We start from the raw sequence: 16,823 nt of genomic DNA on the forward strand, positions 1-16,823 counted from the left end.
GTTCATATACCCGTCAAGTCATATTCGAGAACCAGGTGTGCTTACGTGGTGCCGCGCTGGCCGCCGAGCCCGGCTACTGCGACCAGGTCCACGGGTAAAAAGATCCAATACCCGGTGCCTGCCCCCGAGGTTTCCTCGGCGGCATGGAACCCAATGAACGCTCGCTCAAGGGCCTCGGAGCGCTCCTCGGGCTGCAGGGGCCCTTCGTCGCCGGAGCCGCGCTCTCGTCGACGTTGGCGGCAGCCCTCGCGCTGGTGCCGTTCTTCGTCGTCGCGCGCATGGCTACTTCTATCTACGCAACGCCGCCGGACCTCGACGCGGTTCGCTCGCTCGCCCTCGTCGCCGCGGGCGCGCTCGCGTTGCGCTACGTCCTCGTCGCCGCGGCGAACATGCTGGCGCACGTCGCCGCGTACCGCACCCTTCATGAGCTGCGCCTGCGGCTCGCGAAGAAGCTCGGCGCCGTTCCGCTCTCGTTCTTCAGCCGTCGTGGCGCCGGGGAACTGAAGAAGACGCTGATGGACGACGTGAACCAGATCGAGGCGTTCGTCGCTCACCACTTCCCGGATGCGGTCACCGCGCTCGTCGTCCCGCTCGCGACGGCCGTCGCCCTCCTGTGGGTCGACTGGCGCATGGCCCTCGCAAGCCTCGTGATGGCGCCGCTCGCCGTCGTGGCGATGGCTGTCGCCATGCGCGACGTCGGCAAGGCGCATCAGCAGTGGAACGAAATCCAGAGCCGGATGAACAGCTCGCTGCTCGAATACCTCCGGGGCATCCACGTCATCAAGACCTTCGGCCTGTCCGCGCAGCGCTTCGGCGACCTCTCGCGCTCCATCGAAGAGGGGCTCGCGTGGATGGAGGGGTTCATGCGCACCAACGGCCGTGGCTACGGCGCGTTTGGCGCGCTCATCGGCTCGAGCCTCGTCGTCCTCGTGCCCATGGGCGGCTGGCTCTACACGCGCGGCACGCTCTCGCTCGAGTCGCTCGTGCTCTTCCTCGTGCTCGGGCCACAGCTCCTCATGTCGATGATGCGGCTGATGTTTGCGTGGGGCAACGTCGACCGCATCCAGGCGGGCAACGCGCGCATCCAGGCCATCCTCGCCGCGCCGGACCTCGAGACTCCCGCGAGCGTCGCCCAGCCCGCGCACAATGGCGTCGCGTTCCGTGGCGTCGGCTTCCGTTACGAGGACGGCGGACCCGAGGTCCTCCGCGACGTCTCCTTCGAAGCGCCGGCGGGCAAGGTCACGGCGCTGGTCGGACCCTCGGGCGCGGGCAAGACGACGCTCGTGCGGCTCGTGCCCCGGTTATGGGAGGCGACGCACGGCGTGGTCGAGCTCGGCGGCGTCGACGTGCGCGCGCTCCCGCTCGACGAGCTGCTCTCGCACATCTCGATGGTGTTCCAGGACGTGTTCCTCTTTCACGGCACCATTCGCGAGAACCTTCGTCTCGCTCGGTCCGAGGCGACCGATGCGCAGATCGATGCCGCGTGTCGCGCCGCGCGTGCGTACGACTTCATCCAGGCGCTCCCCAGGAAGTACGACACGCTGCTCGGTGAGCGCGGCGCACGCCTCTCGGGGGGCGAGAAGCAGCGCCTGTCGATTGCGCGCGCGCTCCTCAAGGACGCGCCGGTGCTGCTGCTCGATGAGGCGACGGCCTTCGCCGACCCCGAGAACGAAGCGCGCATCCAGGAAGCGCTCTCCGAGCTGTGCGCGGGGCGGACGGTGCTCGTCGTCGCGCACCGGCTGTCGACGATCGCCACCGCCGACCACATCGTCGTCCTCGACGGAGGCCGCGTGAACGACCAGGGTGCGCACGACGAGCTGCTCGCGCGCTGCGCGTTGTACCAACGTCTCTGGCGCAGCCACACCGAAGCGCTCGACTGGTCGCTGGGCGAGCCGGGCACACCCGCCACCGCGCAGGAGGTGGCGTGATGCTCGGGGAGATCTTCATGCTCGGCGAGCGGCTCGCTGGCCGAAGGGACGCACGTCTCCGCCGTGGCCTGCTCTTCGCCTTTGCCGAGGCGCTCACCGTCGCCGCGCCCTACGCCCTGGTCCTCTTCTTCGTTCGCGAAGCGCTCGAGCACCGGCTGACGATGCACCTGACATGGTGGCTCACCGGTGGCATCGCGCTCTCAGCGCTGCTGCGCCTCGCGTTCTCGGGCGGGGCGATGTCCAACATCTTCATCTCCGCGCACACGCTCATGGGGCAGACGCGCATCCGTACAGCCGATCACCTGCGACGCTTGCCGATGGGGTTCTTCACGCAGCGAAGGAGCGGTGAGCTGGCAGGCGTGCTCACCACCGACGTCGCGCTCGTCGAGGACGTGTGGTCGCACACCATCGCCATCTTCACGTCGAGCTTCGCACTGCCGATGCTGGTCGGCCTCGGCCTCTGCTTTCTCGATTGGCGCCTGGGGCTCGTCATCCTCGCCGCGCTACCGGTGGCGCTCCTCGTGATGGCTGCGACCACACCCATCTTCGTGCGCGAGATCGAGGCCGTGCTCGAGTCCTCGGCGGACGTGAGCGCGCGCGTCGTCGAATACGTGCAGGGCATCGCCGTGCTTCGCGCGTTCGGCCGACACGGCGAGGTCTACCAGCGCCTCGTGAAGGCCATGGAGCGCCTGCGTGACGCCCTCATCCGCGCCGATGTCTTGCCCTCTCCGCTGCTCGCCGTGTTCGGCTTCGTCGTCGAGGTGGGCTTCGTCGCGGTGGCGTACGCTGGAAGCGCGCTGGCGCTGCGCGGCTCGATTCAACCCGGGGTGCTGCTCGTCTTCCTCATCGTGACGGTGGGCGTCGTGCGCCAGGTGGCGGATCTCGGTATGGCGCTGCTCCTGCTTCGAGCGTCTCAGCGCGCGCTCGGTCGCGTCGACCGGCTGCTCGCGGAGAAGCCGCTGGCGGAGTCGTCCGCGAGAGCGGCATCGCCCCAGACGTTCGACGTGGAGGTTGACTCCGTGTCCTTCGCGTACGAAGACGAGGCCGTGCTCGACGGCGTCTCGGTGACATTCCCCGAGCGCTCGCTCACCGCGCTCGTCGGCGCTTCGGGCTCGGGCAAGTCGACGCTGGTCCACCTCGTGGCGCGCCTGTGGGACATCCCGCGCCCGGGTGCCATCCGCATCGGCGGCGTCGACATTCGCGACATGCCGTTCGAGGAACTGCACCAGCACCTCGCGATGGTGTTCCAGGACGTCGTCCTCTTCTCCGGGACCATCCTCGAGAACCTCCGTGTCGGGCGGCCGGACGCCTCACGCGAGGAAGTCGAGCGTGCAGCGAAGGCCGCGCGCGCCCACGACTTCATCACCGCCTTGCCGAACGGCTACGACACCGTCCTCGGGGAAGGAGGCGGAACCCTCTCGGGCGGCGAGCGCCAGCGCTTGTCCATCGCGCGCGCCATCCTCAAGGACGCGCCCGTCGTGCTCCTCGACGAGGCGACCGCCTCGGTCGATGCGTCGGCGGAGGCCGAGATACAGCGCGCGGTGGACGAGCTGGTCAAGAAGAAGACTGTCGTCGTGATTGCGCATCGCCTGCGCACCGTGCGCCGGGCGCACCGCATCGTCGTGCTCGACAAGGGGCGCGTCGCGGAGACAGGCACGCACGAGGAGCTGCTCGCGAAGCGCGGCGTCTACGCAGCGCTCTGGCAGGAGCAGGAGCGCGCCAAGGGCTGGCGGCTCGCGGCGAGCCTGGAACCGCTCAAGAGGCAATCGACTTGAGCACGTTCCAGAATCCAAAGAACGGTGGTCCCGCTTCCAACTCGACCTCGAGCGCCTCGCCCGTGTGACGAACCAGCGTCAGGCGACTCAAAGCCAGCTTGCCGGCCGGCCCCATCGCCAGCATCTGATTGACATGGGCGATGTCCGTTGTCGCGTTTTTGAGCTCGCTCCAGGGAAGGGTCACGACCTCCTCCGACTGGCGGATGACCACCCGCTCAGTCGTTAGAAGGACCCACTCCATCGGGTCGCGAAAGCAGGCGATGACCGGAAGCTCATCGGAGCGCACCATGACCTGCTCCATCAGACGTATCTGGACGTCAGCGGGGAGCTCGGCGAACGGACGTGTATACGCCCCTCGGTCGCCCGTCCGTTCGAAGATTCGAAGCAGCCTCTGGAGCTTCGACTCAGCGCTCAGCTTCTTCATGGCGTCAGGTCCTTGACCTCAATCCGGCGCGACACGGGCCACTTCGGCTGGCCATAGTGCACTGGAACAACTGAAGCAACCCGGTTGTCAGGTCCGGCTCCTTACGAAACGCGGCGCCTGTGGGGCACGTGGGCCACACGATGTGGGGTTGGCCCCCCGTGCATCCAGGGCGCAGGGCCTGCGCCATGAGCCATGCCTCCAGGTGAGTCCATGCAAGTGCCCCATGGCATGTCACTTGCGACTGAGGACCTCCCCGGCGCGGGCGTTCCTTCCGCGCGAGGTGTGGCCGTTCAGCAATCCTGTCGAGGAGTGGAGCATGTCCGCAGTCAGTCTGGGCCAACGTTCGTCATCTTGGATTCTCATCCTGGCGCTCTCTGTCACGGGAGTGCTCGCTGGCTGCAGCTCGTCGTCGGAGGACCCGCCCCAGGAGGATCCGTCACCCGATGCAGGCAGTCCTCCACCCGACGCGGGGAATCCGCCACCACCGCCTCCTTCGTTCACCTGGGGCAACGGCACGGACACCGGCACGCTCGAGGGCAACGTGTGGACCCCCGGGCGTGACGCGACGGGGCTCGTGAACGCGGCGTCGTGGGCGCTCGTCCCCAAGGGGCGGTGGATCCAGGTCTCTGGAACGCCGCTCACCTCGCTCGACGCAGAGGTCAAGGCGGCGCTTCCCGGCTTCAGGGATCTCGGCTCCGGGGGAATCGCCGGGGTCATCAACGCCTACTCCGGCGTGGCGGTCGACGCGCCTCGCGCCCGCTGGTGGGCCTTCGGCGGCGGGCACGGCGACAGCTCCAACAACGGCGTCTACCGCTTCGACATGGCGAAGATGCGCTGGAGCATCGAGCAGCTCCCAGACAACCCGGCGAACTGGACGGGCGTCGTCTACGGGAACACGTACAGCTACTACCCGCCCGCGGCGGAGTACTCCAAGGCCCACCCGGACAGCGACGTCTACGGGGATGAGTTCTTCGACCCGAGCCGGCCCGCCGCTTCGACTGGCCACCCGGTGGCCCGCCACACGTACAACGGGCTCGTCTACAACCCGGACCTCCAGGAGGTCGCCTTTGGCGTCCGGCGGATGTGGCGCTACAGCCTGACCACCCACACCTGGAAGCGCCACAACCCCTTCAACACCCCGGGTGCCACCTACGACGGGGCGACCGGCTACGGCGGCGCGGCCGGCTGGACGTTCTGGGACGAGGTGAAACACCGGTACCTCTTCGGCCCCACGGAGAACTACAACTATTCGAAGTGGTGGTCCTTCGACACCGACGACCAGGCCTGGAACTGGGAGGTCATCACTCCCCCCGCGTGGCAATTCGCCCAGATGGTCAGGGTGGGTCGCAAGCTGGTGAGCTTCCCCGCCCCGGAGGCGCAACACGACACCTTTCCTCCGCGGCTGGTCACGTACGACATGGACACGGGGGAGTGGGGCTTCCTGCACCTGAAGAGCGAGCTCGAGGTCTCCCGCTGCTTCAGCGGTGACTTCGAGGGACAGATTTTCGCCTACGTGCCACCGCTCAACCGCTACATCGCCGCGTTCCGGTACGACCGCGACGGGGATGGGAGCTTCGAGTACCGGACCTTCGAGGTCGACCCGGTGGCCCTCACGCTCCGCGAGGCGCCGGAGTACGAGGCGGGCGCCTTCGACGGGTGGCACGAGCTCGTCAAGAACCGCTTCTTCTACCTGGCGACGCACGACGCCCTCGTCTACGTGCGCAAGGGAGAGGAGAACCTGCGCGTCTTCCGGCTCCCCTGAGCCCGCACCGCATACAAGGGACCTGGCCCCCGCTCGTCCGTCAGCGGCGAGGAGCGCCCGTATCCTTTTCCACCCGTCGCGTGTCTTCTGGTCATGAGCACTCCACCCGCTAACCCGCTGGGCGACGCCGTCAACGCGTCCTGGCGTCGCTTCCTCGATACGTACGAGCCGCTCCGGCCAGACCTCTACCGGTATTGCCGGCACCTGACGCGCAGCCCCTGGGATGCCGAGGACATGACCCAGGACACGCTGGCCAGGGCGTTCGTGAGTCTCGGCCTCATGGCAGCACCGCCGCGCAATCCGCGGGCGTGGCTCTTTCGTGTCGCCTCCAACCTCTGGCTCAACCGGATGCGTCAGACGCGCGAGCTTCCGGCTGTCATCGACCCCGAGTCCCCTGGCCCGGCGACGCATACAGACCCCCGGTCGACGCGTGAGGGCGCGGGGACGCTGCTCGCTCAGCTCTCACCCCAGGAGCGAGCCTCGGTCGTGCTCAAGGACGCCTTCGGCCTGTCGTTGGAGGAGGTCGCCGAGGCGCTCTCCACCACGACCGGAGCCATCAAGGCCGCCCTGCACAGGGGGCGCGCCAGGCTGGTGACGCCGGAACCGGTGCGCGAGGTCCCCGTGGCGCCAGCCGTGCTCGACGCCTTCTGTGACGCCTTCAACGCGCGGGACCTCGAGCGCCTCACGGCGCTCCTCCTCGATACCGCGACGCTGGAGTACCCGGGGTTCAAGGTCGAGCACGGAGCCGAGGTCATCCGGGCGACCTCACTGCAGGGGACGCTCTTCGGCTGCCCCGAGGGTGGCTTCGAGCTCGTGGCCCCGCCGCGTTGTGAGCTCCGTGCGCACCGGGGCGAGTCGCTCTTCCTCTGGTGGTCGGGGGAGGAGGTGCATGCCGTCGTGCGGGTCGAAGTGGAAGGCGACCGGATTGCGCGGCTGCGCAACTACTACCACTCGCCGGAGGTCCTCTCGGAAGTCTGCCGCGAGCTCGGCGTCCCGTTCCGCACCCACGGCTATCGCCCGGGTTCTGCCTGAAAGGAGCTGCCATGAAACTCGAAAGCGTCAAGTCCGCTGACGGAACGTCCATCGCGTACGAGAAGACGGGCAAGGGCCCTGCGCTCATCCTGGTCGGAGGCGCGTTCTGCGACCGCACGGCCCCGACGTCGGGCACGCCGCTGGCGGCGCTGCTCGCGCATCGCTTCACCGTGCTGAGCTACGACCGGCGCGGCCGCGGGGACAGCGGGGACACGCCCCCCTCCGCGGTCGACCGGGAGGTGCAGGACCTCTCGGCGCTCATCACCGCGGCCGGCGGGTCCGCGTTCGTGTTCGGCAACTCGTCCGGCGGCCTCCTGGCCCTCGACGCCGCCATTCAAGGACTCGCCATCCCGAAGCTCGTCCTCTACGAGCCCCCGGTCATCCTCGATGCGAGCCGGGCGAAGGTCTTCGAGGCCCTCGCAACACAGCTCGACGAGGCCGCCGTGGGGGGACGTCGCGCGGAGGCGGTCGAGCGCTACTTCACCCAGGTGATGCAGCTGCCCGAGCCAGCCGTCGCACGGATGCGGACGTCGCCGATGTGGACCGGCCTCGAGCGGCTCGCCCACACGCTCGGCCATGACCTGCGCATCACGGCCCGGGGTGCACAGCGGCTCGCGCAGGTCCCGGCCGTGCGCTCGGCGACGCTCGTCATGGACGGAGGCGCGAGCCCGCCCTGGATGCGCGAGGCGATCCAGACCCTCGCACGTGCCATTCCCGGGGCGCGACACCGCACACTGGAGGGGCAGACCCACGCGGTCGACCCCGGGGCCCTGGCTCAGGCGCTGGAGACCTTCCTGGACGGCGGTGTCCTCCAGGCCACGGGACGGTGACGCAGCGCGTCTCCCTCACCGCCCCGCTGGCCACCAACATCGCGAGCTACACCGTCCCGAGCATCACCGTGGGCCTGGGCATGGTCGAGGGCACCGTGGCCATCTACCCGCCCTCCAACTCGACCCTGGCCCGCAACACGGCGAGCCTCGACACGAACAACAACAACACCGACTTCCACTTCGACCCCACCCCGACGCCGGGACTGCCCAATGACACGGTGTCGATGGCGGTGACGGGCATCTCCCCGAACACCACCCTGGCCTCGGCCACCGTGACGACGAGCAACGTCGTCATCACCGGGACGGATTTCGTGTTGGGAATGACCGTGAAGATCGGCACCGTGACGTTCAGCTGCACGTATACGAGCTCCACGACCCTCACCTGCAACACCGTGCCCGCCAACGCCACGGTGGGCCGGGTGGACGTGGTGCTGACCTACCCCGTGAACGGGGTGGACGTGGTGCTGACCTACCCCGTGAACGCCGGGTCGACCGTGGTGCCCCTCCCCAGCGGCTTCACCTTCACGGGCGTGCTCAATGGGTCGTCCAACCCGGCCCAGGCGGACTACTGCATCCTCCAGTATCCGAACACGACGACAGTCATCCGGGGTCAGCAGACGGAGACCATCTACGGCCGGCTCTACGAGGGGGGCCTCACGGACGCCAACCCGGGCCCGGTGGCGGGCCTCAAGGCCGAGGTGGGCTACGGCCCGCTGAGCAGCAACCCCACCACGGCCACCACCTGGCGCTACTTCCCGACGACCTTCAACGTGAAGGTTGGCAACGACTTGGAGTTCGCGGGCACCCTCACCGCCCCCACGGTGGCGGCCACCACGCACTACGCCTACGCGTACCGCTTCAGCCTGGACGACGGCCTGAACTGGACGTACTGCGACAACAACGGCGCTGGCAGCAACCTGGGCACCACGTCCTTCGAGCCGGCGCAGCTCGGCGACATGACCGTCAACCCGTAGCCCACCGCGGCTCGGCGAAGCACAGACAGAGGCCGTCCCGGGGACTCAGCCCGGGGCGGCCTCTTCGTTTTCGAACGCCCCACGGCCTGCTCCGGCCAGCGAAGGGTCGACGACGGTGAAGTCCACCCGCTTGCAGAGGATTCACTTCGACGTGGCAGCGCGTTGGAAGGCCTCGCGGGCGCGCTGGATCTCCGGCCGGTGGCGTTGCGCCCAGACCGCGAGCCCGGTCACCGGCTCGAGCAGTGTTTGTCCAAGCCGCGTGAGCGCGTAGTCCACGCGCGGCGGAATCGTCGGGAAGACGGTCCGCGTCACGAGCCCGTCTCGCTCGAGGCCGCGCAGCGTGAGGGTCAGCATGCGCTGCGAGATTCCTTCGATGGCGCGCTTGAGGTCGCTGAAGCGCATCGTCCCTTCGCCTAGGTTGACGATGACCATCACGCTCCACTTGTCCCCGACCAGGCTCAGGATTTCACGCGTCGCGACGCAGTCGTCGTCGTAGCGCCTGGTCATCTTTCCGTTCCCTAGTGACATCAATGTGCCTCCTGTCCGGCGTCCGCACGGTATGCGAGATAGCCAGGGTCACCATTCGTGACCAGGCACATGAAAGTAACCAGCAAGACCACGAGGAATGCCATGACTGTGACTGCTCCCATCGGCGGCAGCGCGAAGCCGTCCAAAGCTCTTCCCGCCGGCCTGTGGGTCGTCCAGGCGCTCCTGGGAATCGTCTTCGCCGGCACGGGCCTCTGGAAGCTCCTGACTCCCGTCTCGGCGCTCGCCGCGATGATTCCGTGGGCAGGAGAGGTTCCGGAAGCGTTCCTGTATGCAACGGCGGTCATCGACCTGTGCGGCGGGCTCGGCATCGTCCTGCCCTCGCTCACGCGCATCAAGCCGGGCTTGAGCGTCCTCGCCGCGCTGGGCTGCGCGGCACTCCAGGTCAGCGCGATTGTCTTCCACGTCTCGCGCGGCGAGGCCGCGAATACGCCCTTCAACTTCCTGCTCGTCGCGCTCGCGCTCTTCGTCTTCTGGGGGCGACGGTCCCGAGCTCCCATCCAGCCTCGCGGCGCACCGCCTCTCACTTCGAGGTGACAGCACCGAGGATGAACCGAGGCAGGAGCTCCTCCCGGAACTTCCTCCAGATGGCCACGTGGTTGTAGTTGCCCGCGGTGAACATCACGACGAGGTCGAGCTCGGGGACGACCATCACCAGTTGTCCCCCGTTTCCGCTGGCCTCGTATTCTGAATACACGCGGTCGCCGACGCGGAGCTCGTGGCGCCACCACGTGTAGCCATACGTCCGTCCATCCCCCATCGTCGCGTGGTTCGCCGTGGAGCGCTCGACCCACGCCTGGCTCACCACGCGCCGTCCATTCCACGTGCCCCCGGAGAGGTAGAGCTGCCCGAGCTTGAGCGCGTCGCGCGGGCGCATGTAGATGCCACCGCCCAGGTACTGCTCGCCCGTGGGCATCAGGTCCAGGTGGTAGCCGCGCATCTGGAGCGGCGTGGCGAGGTTCTTCTCGAAGAACTCCGGAATCCACATGCGCGTGGCATTGCGCAGGACGCCGCCCAGCAGGTTGATGTTCGCCGAGCAGTACACGGCCTTCTCGCCGGGCTCGCGCACCATCGGAAGGTCCAGCGTGTACTTGTACCAGTCCGGTACGTCGTCCTCGAGCCGGTCCTCGTTTCCAGGTGAGGCCGGGTCATCGTCGTCGCAGGACAGCCCCGTCGACATGGTCATCAGGTGCGCGACGGTGAGCTTGCGCTTGCGCGCGTCCAGATTCGCGAGCCGCCCCTTGTACTCGGGGAACATCGAGAGGACCGGCGTGTCCACGGTGAAGGGTGCGCCCTGGTCCAGCGCGATGCCAATCATCACGGAGGCATAGGACTTCGACGCGGAGCGCAGATCATGGGGGCGCTCCTTGTCGAAGCCCTGGAAGTACTCTTCAACCACCAGCTTCCCGAGGCGAGCGACGAGCAGTCCCTGGATGGCCGGCGCGGACTCCGGGCCGGGTTCCTGGTCGAGGATGCGCTGCACGAGCTGGCGGAGGGGCTGGACGTCCATGCCGACCTCGGCAAGGGAGGCCGTTGCCCAGCCGTCCTCCTCCGCGATGGGCCGCTGGTAGACGTAGGGGCCCGGCGCGGGCGTGCGGGGATGGAGGCCCACGGCCTGGGTCCGCTCCCGGCGGGTGAAGTCGAACGTCGTGTCCATGGACGGCAGGCGCAGCGACAGCCGCCCAGCCTGCGCGTCGAATGTGCCCTCGATCTGCACGTTCCCAGGCGAGGGCGTGAGACGGACGGCGCTGCCCTGGAGACCGACCCGGAACAGCATCCGGTTGCCGAAGTTCCGCTCCGGGTTGCGGATGAACGCACTCACGGAGCCGTCCGGCTGCTTCCGGACCACCAGGTACAGCGAGAACCGATCCTCCAGGGGCGCCACCTCGCCACGCCAGACATCCGCCTGGAGCGCGCGCAGCTCCACCGGCGTGGCGAACTTCATGCCGCTCATCAGCACCCGCGGCTGAATCCAATGGCCGGTGATGCGCCGGCCGTCCTCCGCCAGCGTCCCCCGCAGCTCGCCCTGGCCTCCAGGGAAGACGACGGAGACCTTCCCACCGTCCACCCGGGCCGGGACGTCGAAGCCCGCGATGCGTGCGCGCCAGGCGCCCTCACTTCGCACCAACGTCAGTTCCCCTCGGACCTGTGGCCCGAGGACACGCTCACTCCCCCAGACTCCTACCAGTTGCTCCGCGGGCTCCGTCGGCACGGGGGCCGCTCCGACGAGCCAGGGAACCAGCCCCAGGAAGAGCCAGACGCCCCTTCGCGCTTCTGCAATCACGTTGCGCTTGTATCCCATGGCCGGCGGGAGGCTACTCCACTGCCATGCGGGAGGGAGCGGTGGCAAAATGGAGGCATGTTCGACTGGCTCCGCAAGAAGCTTCGTGGCACGCCCGCTCCGCGCACGCCCGAGCCCTTGGCCACCCCGGAGACGGCAGCGCCCGTGCCGAAGGCGAGGCCGGCAGGCCCCATCCCCTGGGGATGCTGGGTGTGGATGCAGCTGCCATGGGAGTTCCAGGAGCGCTTCCTCGGGTACGTGTACGTCGACCCCGATGCGGGCCTGTCCGCCAAGGGAGACCGTGAGAGCGTGGCGGAGCTGGCGGAGCGCCCGGGCGTCACCGTTCGCCTCCCCATGGGATTCCCGCTTCGTGCGCTCACGGCGGAGGAGGTCGCCGCGCGCGGCCTGCCGGCCACGCCCGCCTGGCTCGTCCACTTCGGGCCGCAGCCCGCCCCCGCGTCCCCCTGGCGCCAGGACCCGCACCTCCAGGGCCGCTTCCACGAGAGCCACCCGAATGACCTGGAGGTGCTGGTGCATGACGGAGAGCCGCGACGGACAGGCCGCCGGCCCGAGCTGTGCTGGGTCCGCGTCCTGCGCGCGGAGCGGGGCCCCTCGCGACGGGTGCTCTACAGGCCCGGGCAGACACAGCTCTCCCAGGAGGAGTTCCAGCGCCGGTACTCCGGCGACACGTGGGTCTACGTCGCCCGACTCCTCAACGCGCCCCATGGGCTCCAGGACATCCACCAGGGCGAGGAGCTCCGCTTCCTGAGTGGCGCGGGCCTGTATCACCCGCTCCACGTCACCCCGCAGTACCTCCAGGAGCGCGAGGGCTGGCACATCGCCCCGTGCGACAAGTGCGGCTGGAGCGAGGCCTTCGACCCACCCAGCGTCATGGCGAGGTTCCGCTTCCCGGACATGCCCCCGGACGCGGAGCTGGAGGGCTTCACTTCATTCTGCCCCATGTGCGACGGAGTCCAGCTCCTCTCCCGCGTGGACCCTGCCGACGCCTGACACACGTCAAACGGTATGGCCCGAAGAGCGCCTTCGCCGGGTCCGACCAGGGCACCGTCTACACGGAAGCGCTGGGCTGCAAGGCTGTCATCCTCTCACCGACGGGAGTCTTCCGGTGACCACGTCGCTTCCCTCGTTCCGCATCCGCGACACCCGAGGTCGGGTGGTGCTTCGTGATGGCCTGCTCTTCTGCTTCTTCATGAGGCGCTCCCACGGTGACGTGGCCGCGGGCCTGTGGCGGGCTGTGCAGGCCTACCGCCGTGCAGTCCCCGCCCAGGCGCTGGCCTGGTACACCATGCCAGATGGTGAGTGGGCTCCGCTGGACGACGCGGGTTGGGAGTCTGTCCGCAAGGAACTGCTCGAAACTCCCTGGCCCAACGGAAGCGAAGCGCGCCTGCAGGAGAGCCACACCGAGGTGGGCGCCCATGGCTTCGAGTACACGGGCAAGTGGCTGGACGCCCCCGCGTGGCAGGGCCACGAGGAGGCCGTCAGCGCGGCGGCGTTCACCCTGCCCACGGAGTTCTTGCTGGAGCATGGTCCTGACCACGTGCGGGACCTGGCGCTCGCCCTGGCGGAGGAACTGCCCTGGAGCTTTGGCTACGTCAGCCCTGCCTTCATCTCTCCCGGTGGCCTTCGCGGTGCTGCCAGGCAAGCCATCCAGGAACTCTGCCTCCGCTACCCGGGCCTGGACGTCTACAACCTCCGCCCCACGGCCCGCTCCATCGGCACGCGGGCCCGAGGGGCCTACTGGCTCACCTTTCTTGGCCGGCCGCTACTGGGCCAGTTGGGCGGCATCGAGTCCCTCCGCCAGCGACTTCCCTCCAGCGTTTCACTCCAAGCCCTGGGTGACGAACGCCTTCTCGTGCGCCTGAGCGAGTGGCCACTGACGGGTGATGCAACTACCCAGGAAGAAATAGCTCCCTACCGCGTGCTCGCCCAGGTGCTCGAACCTCGACTCTACGAGGAGCGCACACCGTGGCTCATCGATGAGACATTCGAGCGCCGCTGGCTTCGTCGATTCCTGAAGTGAGATCGCTCACAGCAGGTCCACGGACGTCACGTCCGAGACGATTCGCAGACAAGCCCGAAGCGCCGGCCCGGGAGGTGTGGGCCCCCGGGCGATGGCCAGCTCCACGTGCCGGGGCGTTCCCGCCACGTCTCGATAGACGGCGCCCTTCCGCTCGAAGGTACGAACCGAAGCTGGAAGGATGGCGCAGCCGAGCCCGGCGGCGACCAGGCTGACAATCGTGTACCACTCGCCCGCTTCCGTGACGAAGGTGGGCGCGAAGCCCGCCTCCAGGCACATGCCCGTCATCGCGTCGTGCAGCGACGGTGCCGTGTCTCGCGGGAAGCCGATGAAGGACTCGTCGGCGAGTTCCCCGAGCGGCACCCGTGCCCTCCTCGCGAGCCGGTGCCCCGACGGCAACACCACGACGAGCGGCTCCCGGTGGAGCACGTCGATGCGGATGCCCGGCGCGGTGATGGGGCCTCGCACGAAGGCCACGTCGAGCTGCCCCAGCCGCACCTCCTCCAGCAGCGTCACACTGTCCGCCTCGCGCAACACGAGGTGGACCTCCGGGTGCTCGACGCGGAAACGGCGGAGGACATCCGGGACGAGCGAGTAGGCCGCGGGGCTGAGGAAGCCGACACGCAGCAGCAACTCCTGTCCGGCGGCGGCACGTTGTGCCGCCTCCGCCGCATGCGTGAGGTGGACGAGCGCGCGCCGCCCGGCCTCCAGCAGGGCCCGGCCCGCTGGCGTCAACTCCACGCGCCTGCGGTCCCTGCGCAGCAACTGACAGCCCAGCTCCTCTTCCAGTCGGCGAATCTGCTGGCTGAGCGCGGGCTGGGCCAGTCGCAGTCGCTCGGCGGCCTTGCGGAAGTGCAGGGTCTCCGCGACGGCGATGAAGCAGGTGAGGCGTCGGGCGTCGAGCATGGGTGAGACCGTTTCGCTATCACAGCGCGGGATTTCGGTATTGGACTCCCCCGCGGAGGCTGGGTCTAACGGTCTCCATGTTCCCGCACACCACCGCCTTCGTGGTCTCGCTCTTCGTCGCGCTCGCCGCGCCGGCTGCGCAGCCCCCTTCGAGCGCCGTGCCCCGGTTCGAGCCCACCCCCTGCCCTGCCACCGTGGAACCCGGAGAGCGCATCGACTGCGGGCTGTTGGTGGTTCCGGAGAATCGAAACAAGGCCGGCAGCCGTCTCATCCAATTGCCCGTGATGCGCCTGCGCAGCCGCGCCGAGCACCCGGCCGCCGACCCCGTCTTCTACATGCCCGGCGGCCCCGGCGTGAGCGCGACGGCCCACCTGCGCTCGGGCAAGCGCAACCCGTTGCTCGACGAACGGGACCTCGTCGTCATGGAGCCACGCGGAGGCCGGATGGCTCGGCCCGCGCTCGAGTGCCCCGAAATCAACGCGCTCAAGGGAGACATCGCCGCGGGTCGACTGCGGGGACAGAAGGCCCTGGACGCGCTGGCGAAGGCGGCAGGGCGCTGCCGCGCGACACTGATTGCCTCGGGTGTGGACCTGGATGGGTACACGACGGCGGCCACGGCGGACGACCTCGAAGACCTGCGCAAGCTCCTGGGCTACGCGCAGTGGAACCTCCAGGGCCTCTCCTACAGCACGCGGCTGATGTTGACGGTGCTGCGCAGGCACCCGTCCGGCGTGCGCTCCGTCGTCCTCGATTCGGTGCTGCCCCCCGAGGTGAACTTCGATGAGGTGTCCGCGACGAACCTCCAGCGCGTCCTCGACCTCGTCTTCAATGGGTGCGCCGTCGACCGCGAATGCGGCGCCGCATATCCCGACCTGCGCCAGCGCTTCGCCCAGCTCGTCGCCACCGCCGAGCGCAAGCCCCTGCCCCTGAAGCTGAAGGAGTCCATGACAGGCGGACGGCCGGTGGAGGTGCGCGGTGCGCAGGTGGTCGAGGCCCTCTACTCGGCGCTGCACCGGGTCGACCTGATTCCCCTCGTCCCCCGAATCATCAGCCGGGCGGCCGCGGGTGACTACACGGAGCTGACACCGCTGGTGGAGGACAACCAGGGCCCGTCCACGATGAGCTGGGGCCTGCGCCTCTCCGTATGGTGCTCGGAGGAGCTGCCCTTCGAGGACCCGGCTCGCGTCGTCGCGCAGCGCTCACCTTCGCTGGGGTTGGGAGGCGTCGACGAGGGAACCGCCTCCGCGGAGACCTGCCGCGCCTGGAACGTGGCGACCGTTCCCGCCGTGGAGAACGAGCCGGTGAAGAGCGACGTGCCGGCGCTCGTCTTCGCCGGGGAGTTCGACCCGGACACGCCGCCGGACTGGGGACGGCAGTTGCTCGAGTCCATGCCTCACGCCCGCTACGTCGAGCTCCGGGGCCACAGCCATGGCGCGTCGTTCAACCCGTGTGGCGCGCAGCTCACCCTCGCGTTCCTGCGAGACCCCGGGGCACCGCTGCCGCTCGACTGCGTCCTCGGGCTTCGCGGCGCGGACTTCGGCCAGAGCGCTTCCGTCCCGCCACGCAACTGACATCGCGGCCTCTCGGGCCCGAAGTCTCGAGACTCCCGTGCGAGGCGAGGAGAGAATCCACGTCATGATCGACCACACGGGTATTGGTGTCGCGGACGTCGCACGTTCCGCCGCTTTCTACGATGCGGCACTGGGCGCGCTGGGCCTCCGCCGCGTCTCCCAGCTCCCCGAGAACACCGGTGCGGATGGCATTGGCTACGGTGTCGACCAGCCCATCTTCTGGATTGACCGTTTCCATCCGCACAGCGTGAAGCAGCACACGGCCTTCAGGGCCAGGAGCCGCGCCGAGGTCGACGCCTTCCACGCCGCGGCCCTGAAGGCGGGCGGGACCGACAATGGCCCGCCGGGCCTCCGCCCCACCTCGACGGGTTACCCGCCGGGCTACTACGCCGCCTTCGTGCTCGACCCGGACGGAAACAACATGGAGGCGGTCTTCCGCGATTCGCCTCCCGTCATGAGCGGCGGCGGCGCGTGAGGGCGAAAGCCCCGAGCCCCAGCGCGAGCTCGAAGCCGCCCGAGGCGGCACCGCACCCACAGCCGGACGACTCATCCGGCGGCGGCGAGCTGCGCGGCCGGAGCCTGGGACGCGGCCTGGGCTCCCGTGCCCTGGAAGGCCAGCAAGGTGGCTGCCAGCGCCGCCAGGATACAGACCTTCCGAGCTGGCAGGGGCCTCCCTGACCTCACGCCGCCTTCGACGCAAGGTGCCACGGCGGGATTTCAGGGCAGGGAACCAGGCGTTGTCGGGCAGGGCCTGAT

The 16,823-nt window shown here is 68.8% G+C and carries 15 protein-coding genes and 1 pseudogene; 11 read left to right on the top strand and 5 right to left on the bottom strand.

The features are described 5' to 3' along the window. Nucleotides 1-143: 143 nt before the first annotated feature. Both G4D86_RS21745 and G4D86_RS21750 read left to right on the top strand, forming a co-directional pair. The gene (locus tag G4D86_RS21745; RefSeq protein ID WP_163995886.1) at nt 144-1,928 is read left to right on the top strand and encodes an ABC transporter ATP-binding protein; all 1,785 of its coding nucleotides are present in this window, start codon (nt 144-146) and stop codon (nt 1,926-1,928) included. Beyond that, complete coding sequence (locus G4D86_RS21750; protein WP_163995887.1) at nt 1,928-3,703, top strand: ABC transporter ATP-binding protein; 1,776 nt, start codon at nt 1,928-1,930, stop codon at nt 3,701-3,703. Before G4D86_RS21745 ends, G4D86_RS21750 begins: the two co-directional genes overlap by 1 nt. Here the strand turns inward: G4D86_RS21750 and G4D86_RS21755 are convergent. Further along, entirely contained in the window at nt 3,684-4,127 is a 444-nt protein-coding gene (locus G4D86_RS21755) for a hypothetical protein (RefSeq protein ID WP_163995888.1), read from the bottom strand. The two genes, G4D86_RS21750 and G4D86_RS21755, sit on opposite strands and share 20 nt — an antisense overlap. A 316-nt stretch (nt 4,128-4,443) precedes the next feature. On the opposite strand from G4D86_RS21755, the gene G4D86_RS21760 reads away from it, so the two are divergent. The 4 genes from G4D86_RS21760 (at nt 4,444) to G4D86_RS21775 (ending at nt 8,725) form a co-directional block, all read left to right on the top strand. Beyond that, nucleotides 4,444-5,889 (top strand): hypothetical protein, encoded by a 1,446-nt coding sequence (locus G4D86_RS21760; protein WP_163995889.1) that lies wholly within the window; start codon nt 4,444-4,446, stop codon nt 5,887-5,889. A gap of 93 nt (nt 5,890-5,982) precedes the next feature. Next, entirely contained in the window at nt 5,983-6,921 is a 939-nt protein-coding gene (locus G4D86_RS21765) for a sigma-70 family RNA polymerase sigma factor (protein ID WP_163995890.1), read from the top strand. 11 nt (nt 6,922-6,932) lie between these two features. After that, complete coding sequence (locus G4D86_RS21770) at nt 6,933-7,751, top strand: alpha/beta fold hydrolase (RefSeq protein WP_163995891.1); 819 nt, start codon at nt 6,933-6,935, stop codon at nt 7,749-7,751. After that, on the top strand, nt 7,748-8,725 hold the full coding sequence (locus G4D86_RS21775; RefSeq protein WP_163995892.1) for an IPT/TIG domain-containing protein: 978 nt from the start codon (nt 7,748-7,750) through the stop codon (nt 8,723-8,725). Before G4D86_RS21770 ends, G4D86_RS21775 begins: the two co-directional genes overlap by 4 nt. Before the next feature lie 141 nt (nt 8,726-8,866). Here G4D86_RS21775 and G4D86_RS21780 read toward each other — a convergent pair whose 3' ends face one another. After that, nucleotides 8,867-9,232 (bottom strand): winged helix-turn-helix transcriptional regulator, encoded by a 366-nt coding sequence (locus G4D86_RS21780; RefSeq protein WP_240360391.1) that lies wholly within the window; start codon nt 9,230-9,232, stop codon nt 8,867-8,869. 123 nt (nt 9,233-9,355) lie between these two features. Between G4D86_RS21780 and G4D86_RS21785 the strand changes: the two genes are divergently transcribed. Continuing rightward, the gene (locus tag G4D86_RS21785; RefSeq protein WP_163995894.1) at nt 9,356-9,808 is read left to right on the top strand and encodes a DoxX family protein; all 453 of its coding nucleotides are present in this window, start codon (nt 9,356-9,358) and stop codon (nt 9,806-9,808) included. On the opposite strand, the gene G4D86_RS21790 is transcribed toward G4D86_RS21785, so the two are convergent. Continuing rightward, entirely contained in the window at nt 9,795-11,396 is a 1,602-nt protein-coding gene (locus G4D86_RS21790) for a serine hydrolase domain-containing protein (protein WP_240360404.1), read from the bottom strand. The two genes, G4D86_RS21785 and G4D86_RS21790, sit on opposite strands and share 14 nt — an antisense overlap. 234 nt (nt 11,397-11,630) lie before the next feature. Between G4D86_RS21790 and G4D86_RS21795 the strand changes: the two genes are divergently transcribed. Both G4D86_RS21795 and G4D86_RS21800 read left to right on the top strand, forming a co-directional pair. Then, the gene (locus tag G4D86_RS21795; protein WP_163995896.1) at nt 11,631-12,563 is read left to right on the top strand and encodes a hypothetical protein; all 933 of its coding nucleotides are present in this window, start codon (nt 11,631-11,633) and stop codon (nt 12,561-12,563) included. Between the two features lie 115 nt (nt 12,564-12,678). Then, complete coding sequence (locus tag G4D86_RS21800) at nt 12,679-13,593, top strand: type VI immunity family protein (protein WP_240360392.1); 915 nt, start codon at nt 12,679-12,681, stop codon at nt 13,591-13,593. A 6-nt stretch (nt 13,594-13,599) separates the two neighbouring features. Here G4D86_RS21800 and G4D86_RS21805 read toward each other — a convergent pair whose 3' ends face one another. Beyond that, entirely contained in the window at nt 13,600-14,496 is an 897-nt protein-coding gene (locus G4D86_RS21805; RefSeq protein WP_163995897.1) for a LysR family transcriptional regulator, read from the bottom strand. A gap of 77 nt (nt 14,497-14,573) precedes the next feature. On the opposite strand from G4D86_RS21805, the gene G4D86_RS21810 reads away from it, so the two are divergent. Then, nucleotides 14,574-16,067: an alpha/beta fold hydrolase gene (locus G4D86_RS21810; RefSeq protein WP_163995898.1), complete on the top strand. Its 1,494-nt coding sequence runs from the start codon at nt 14,574-14,576 to the stop codon at nt 16,065-16,067. Nucleotides 16,068-16,131: 64 nt separating this feature from the next. Continuing rightward, nucleotides 16,132-16,542 (top strand): VOC family protein, encoded by a 411-nt coding sequence (locus G4D86_RS21815; protein WP_163995899.1) that lies wholly within the window; start codon nt 16,132-16,134, stop codon nt 16,540-16,542. Here G4D86_RS21815 and G4D86_RS54305 read toward each other — a convergent pair. Further along, nucleotides 16,520-16,570: pseudogene (locus G4D86_RS54305) on the bottom strand (hypothetical protein); the annotation flags it as partial. The gene G4D86_RS21815 and the pseudogene G4D86_RS54305 sit on opposite strands and share 23 nt — an antisense overlap. Nucleotides 16,571-16,823: the final 253 nt, after the last annotated feature.

It is taken from the genome of Pyxidicoccus caerfyrddinensis (genome assembly GCF_010894405.1).
GTDB classification, from domain to species: domain Bacteria; phylum Myxococcota; class Myxococcia; order Myxococcales; family Myxococcaceae; genus Myxococcus; species Myxococcus caerfyrddinensis.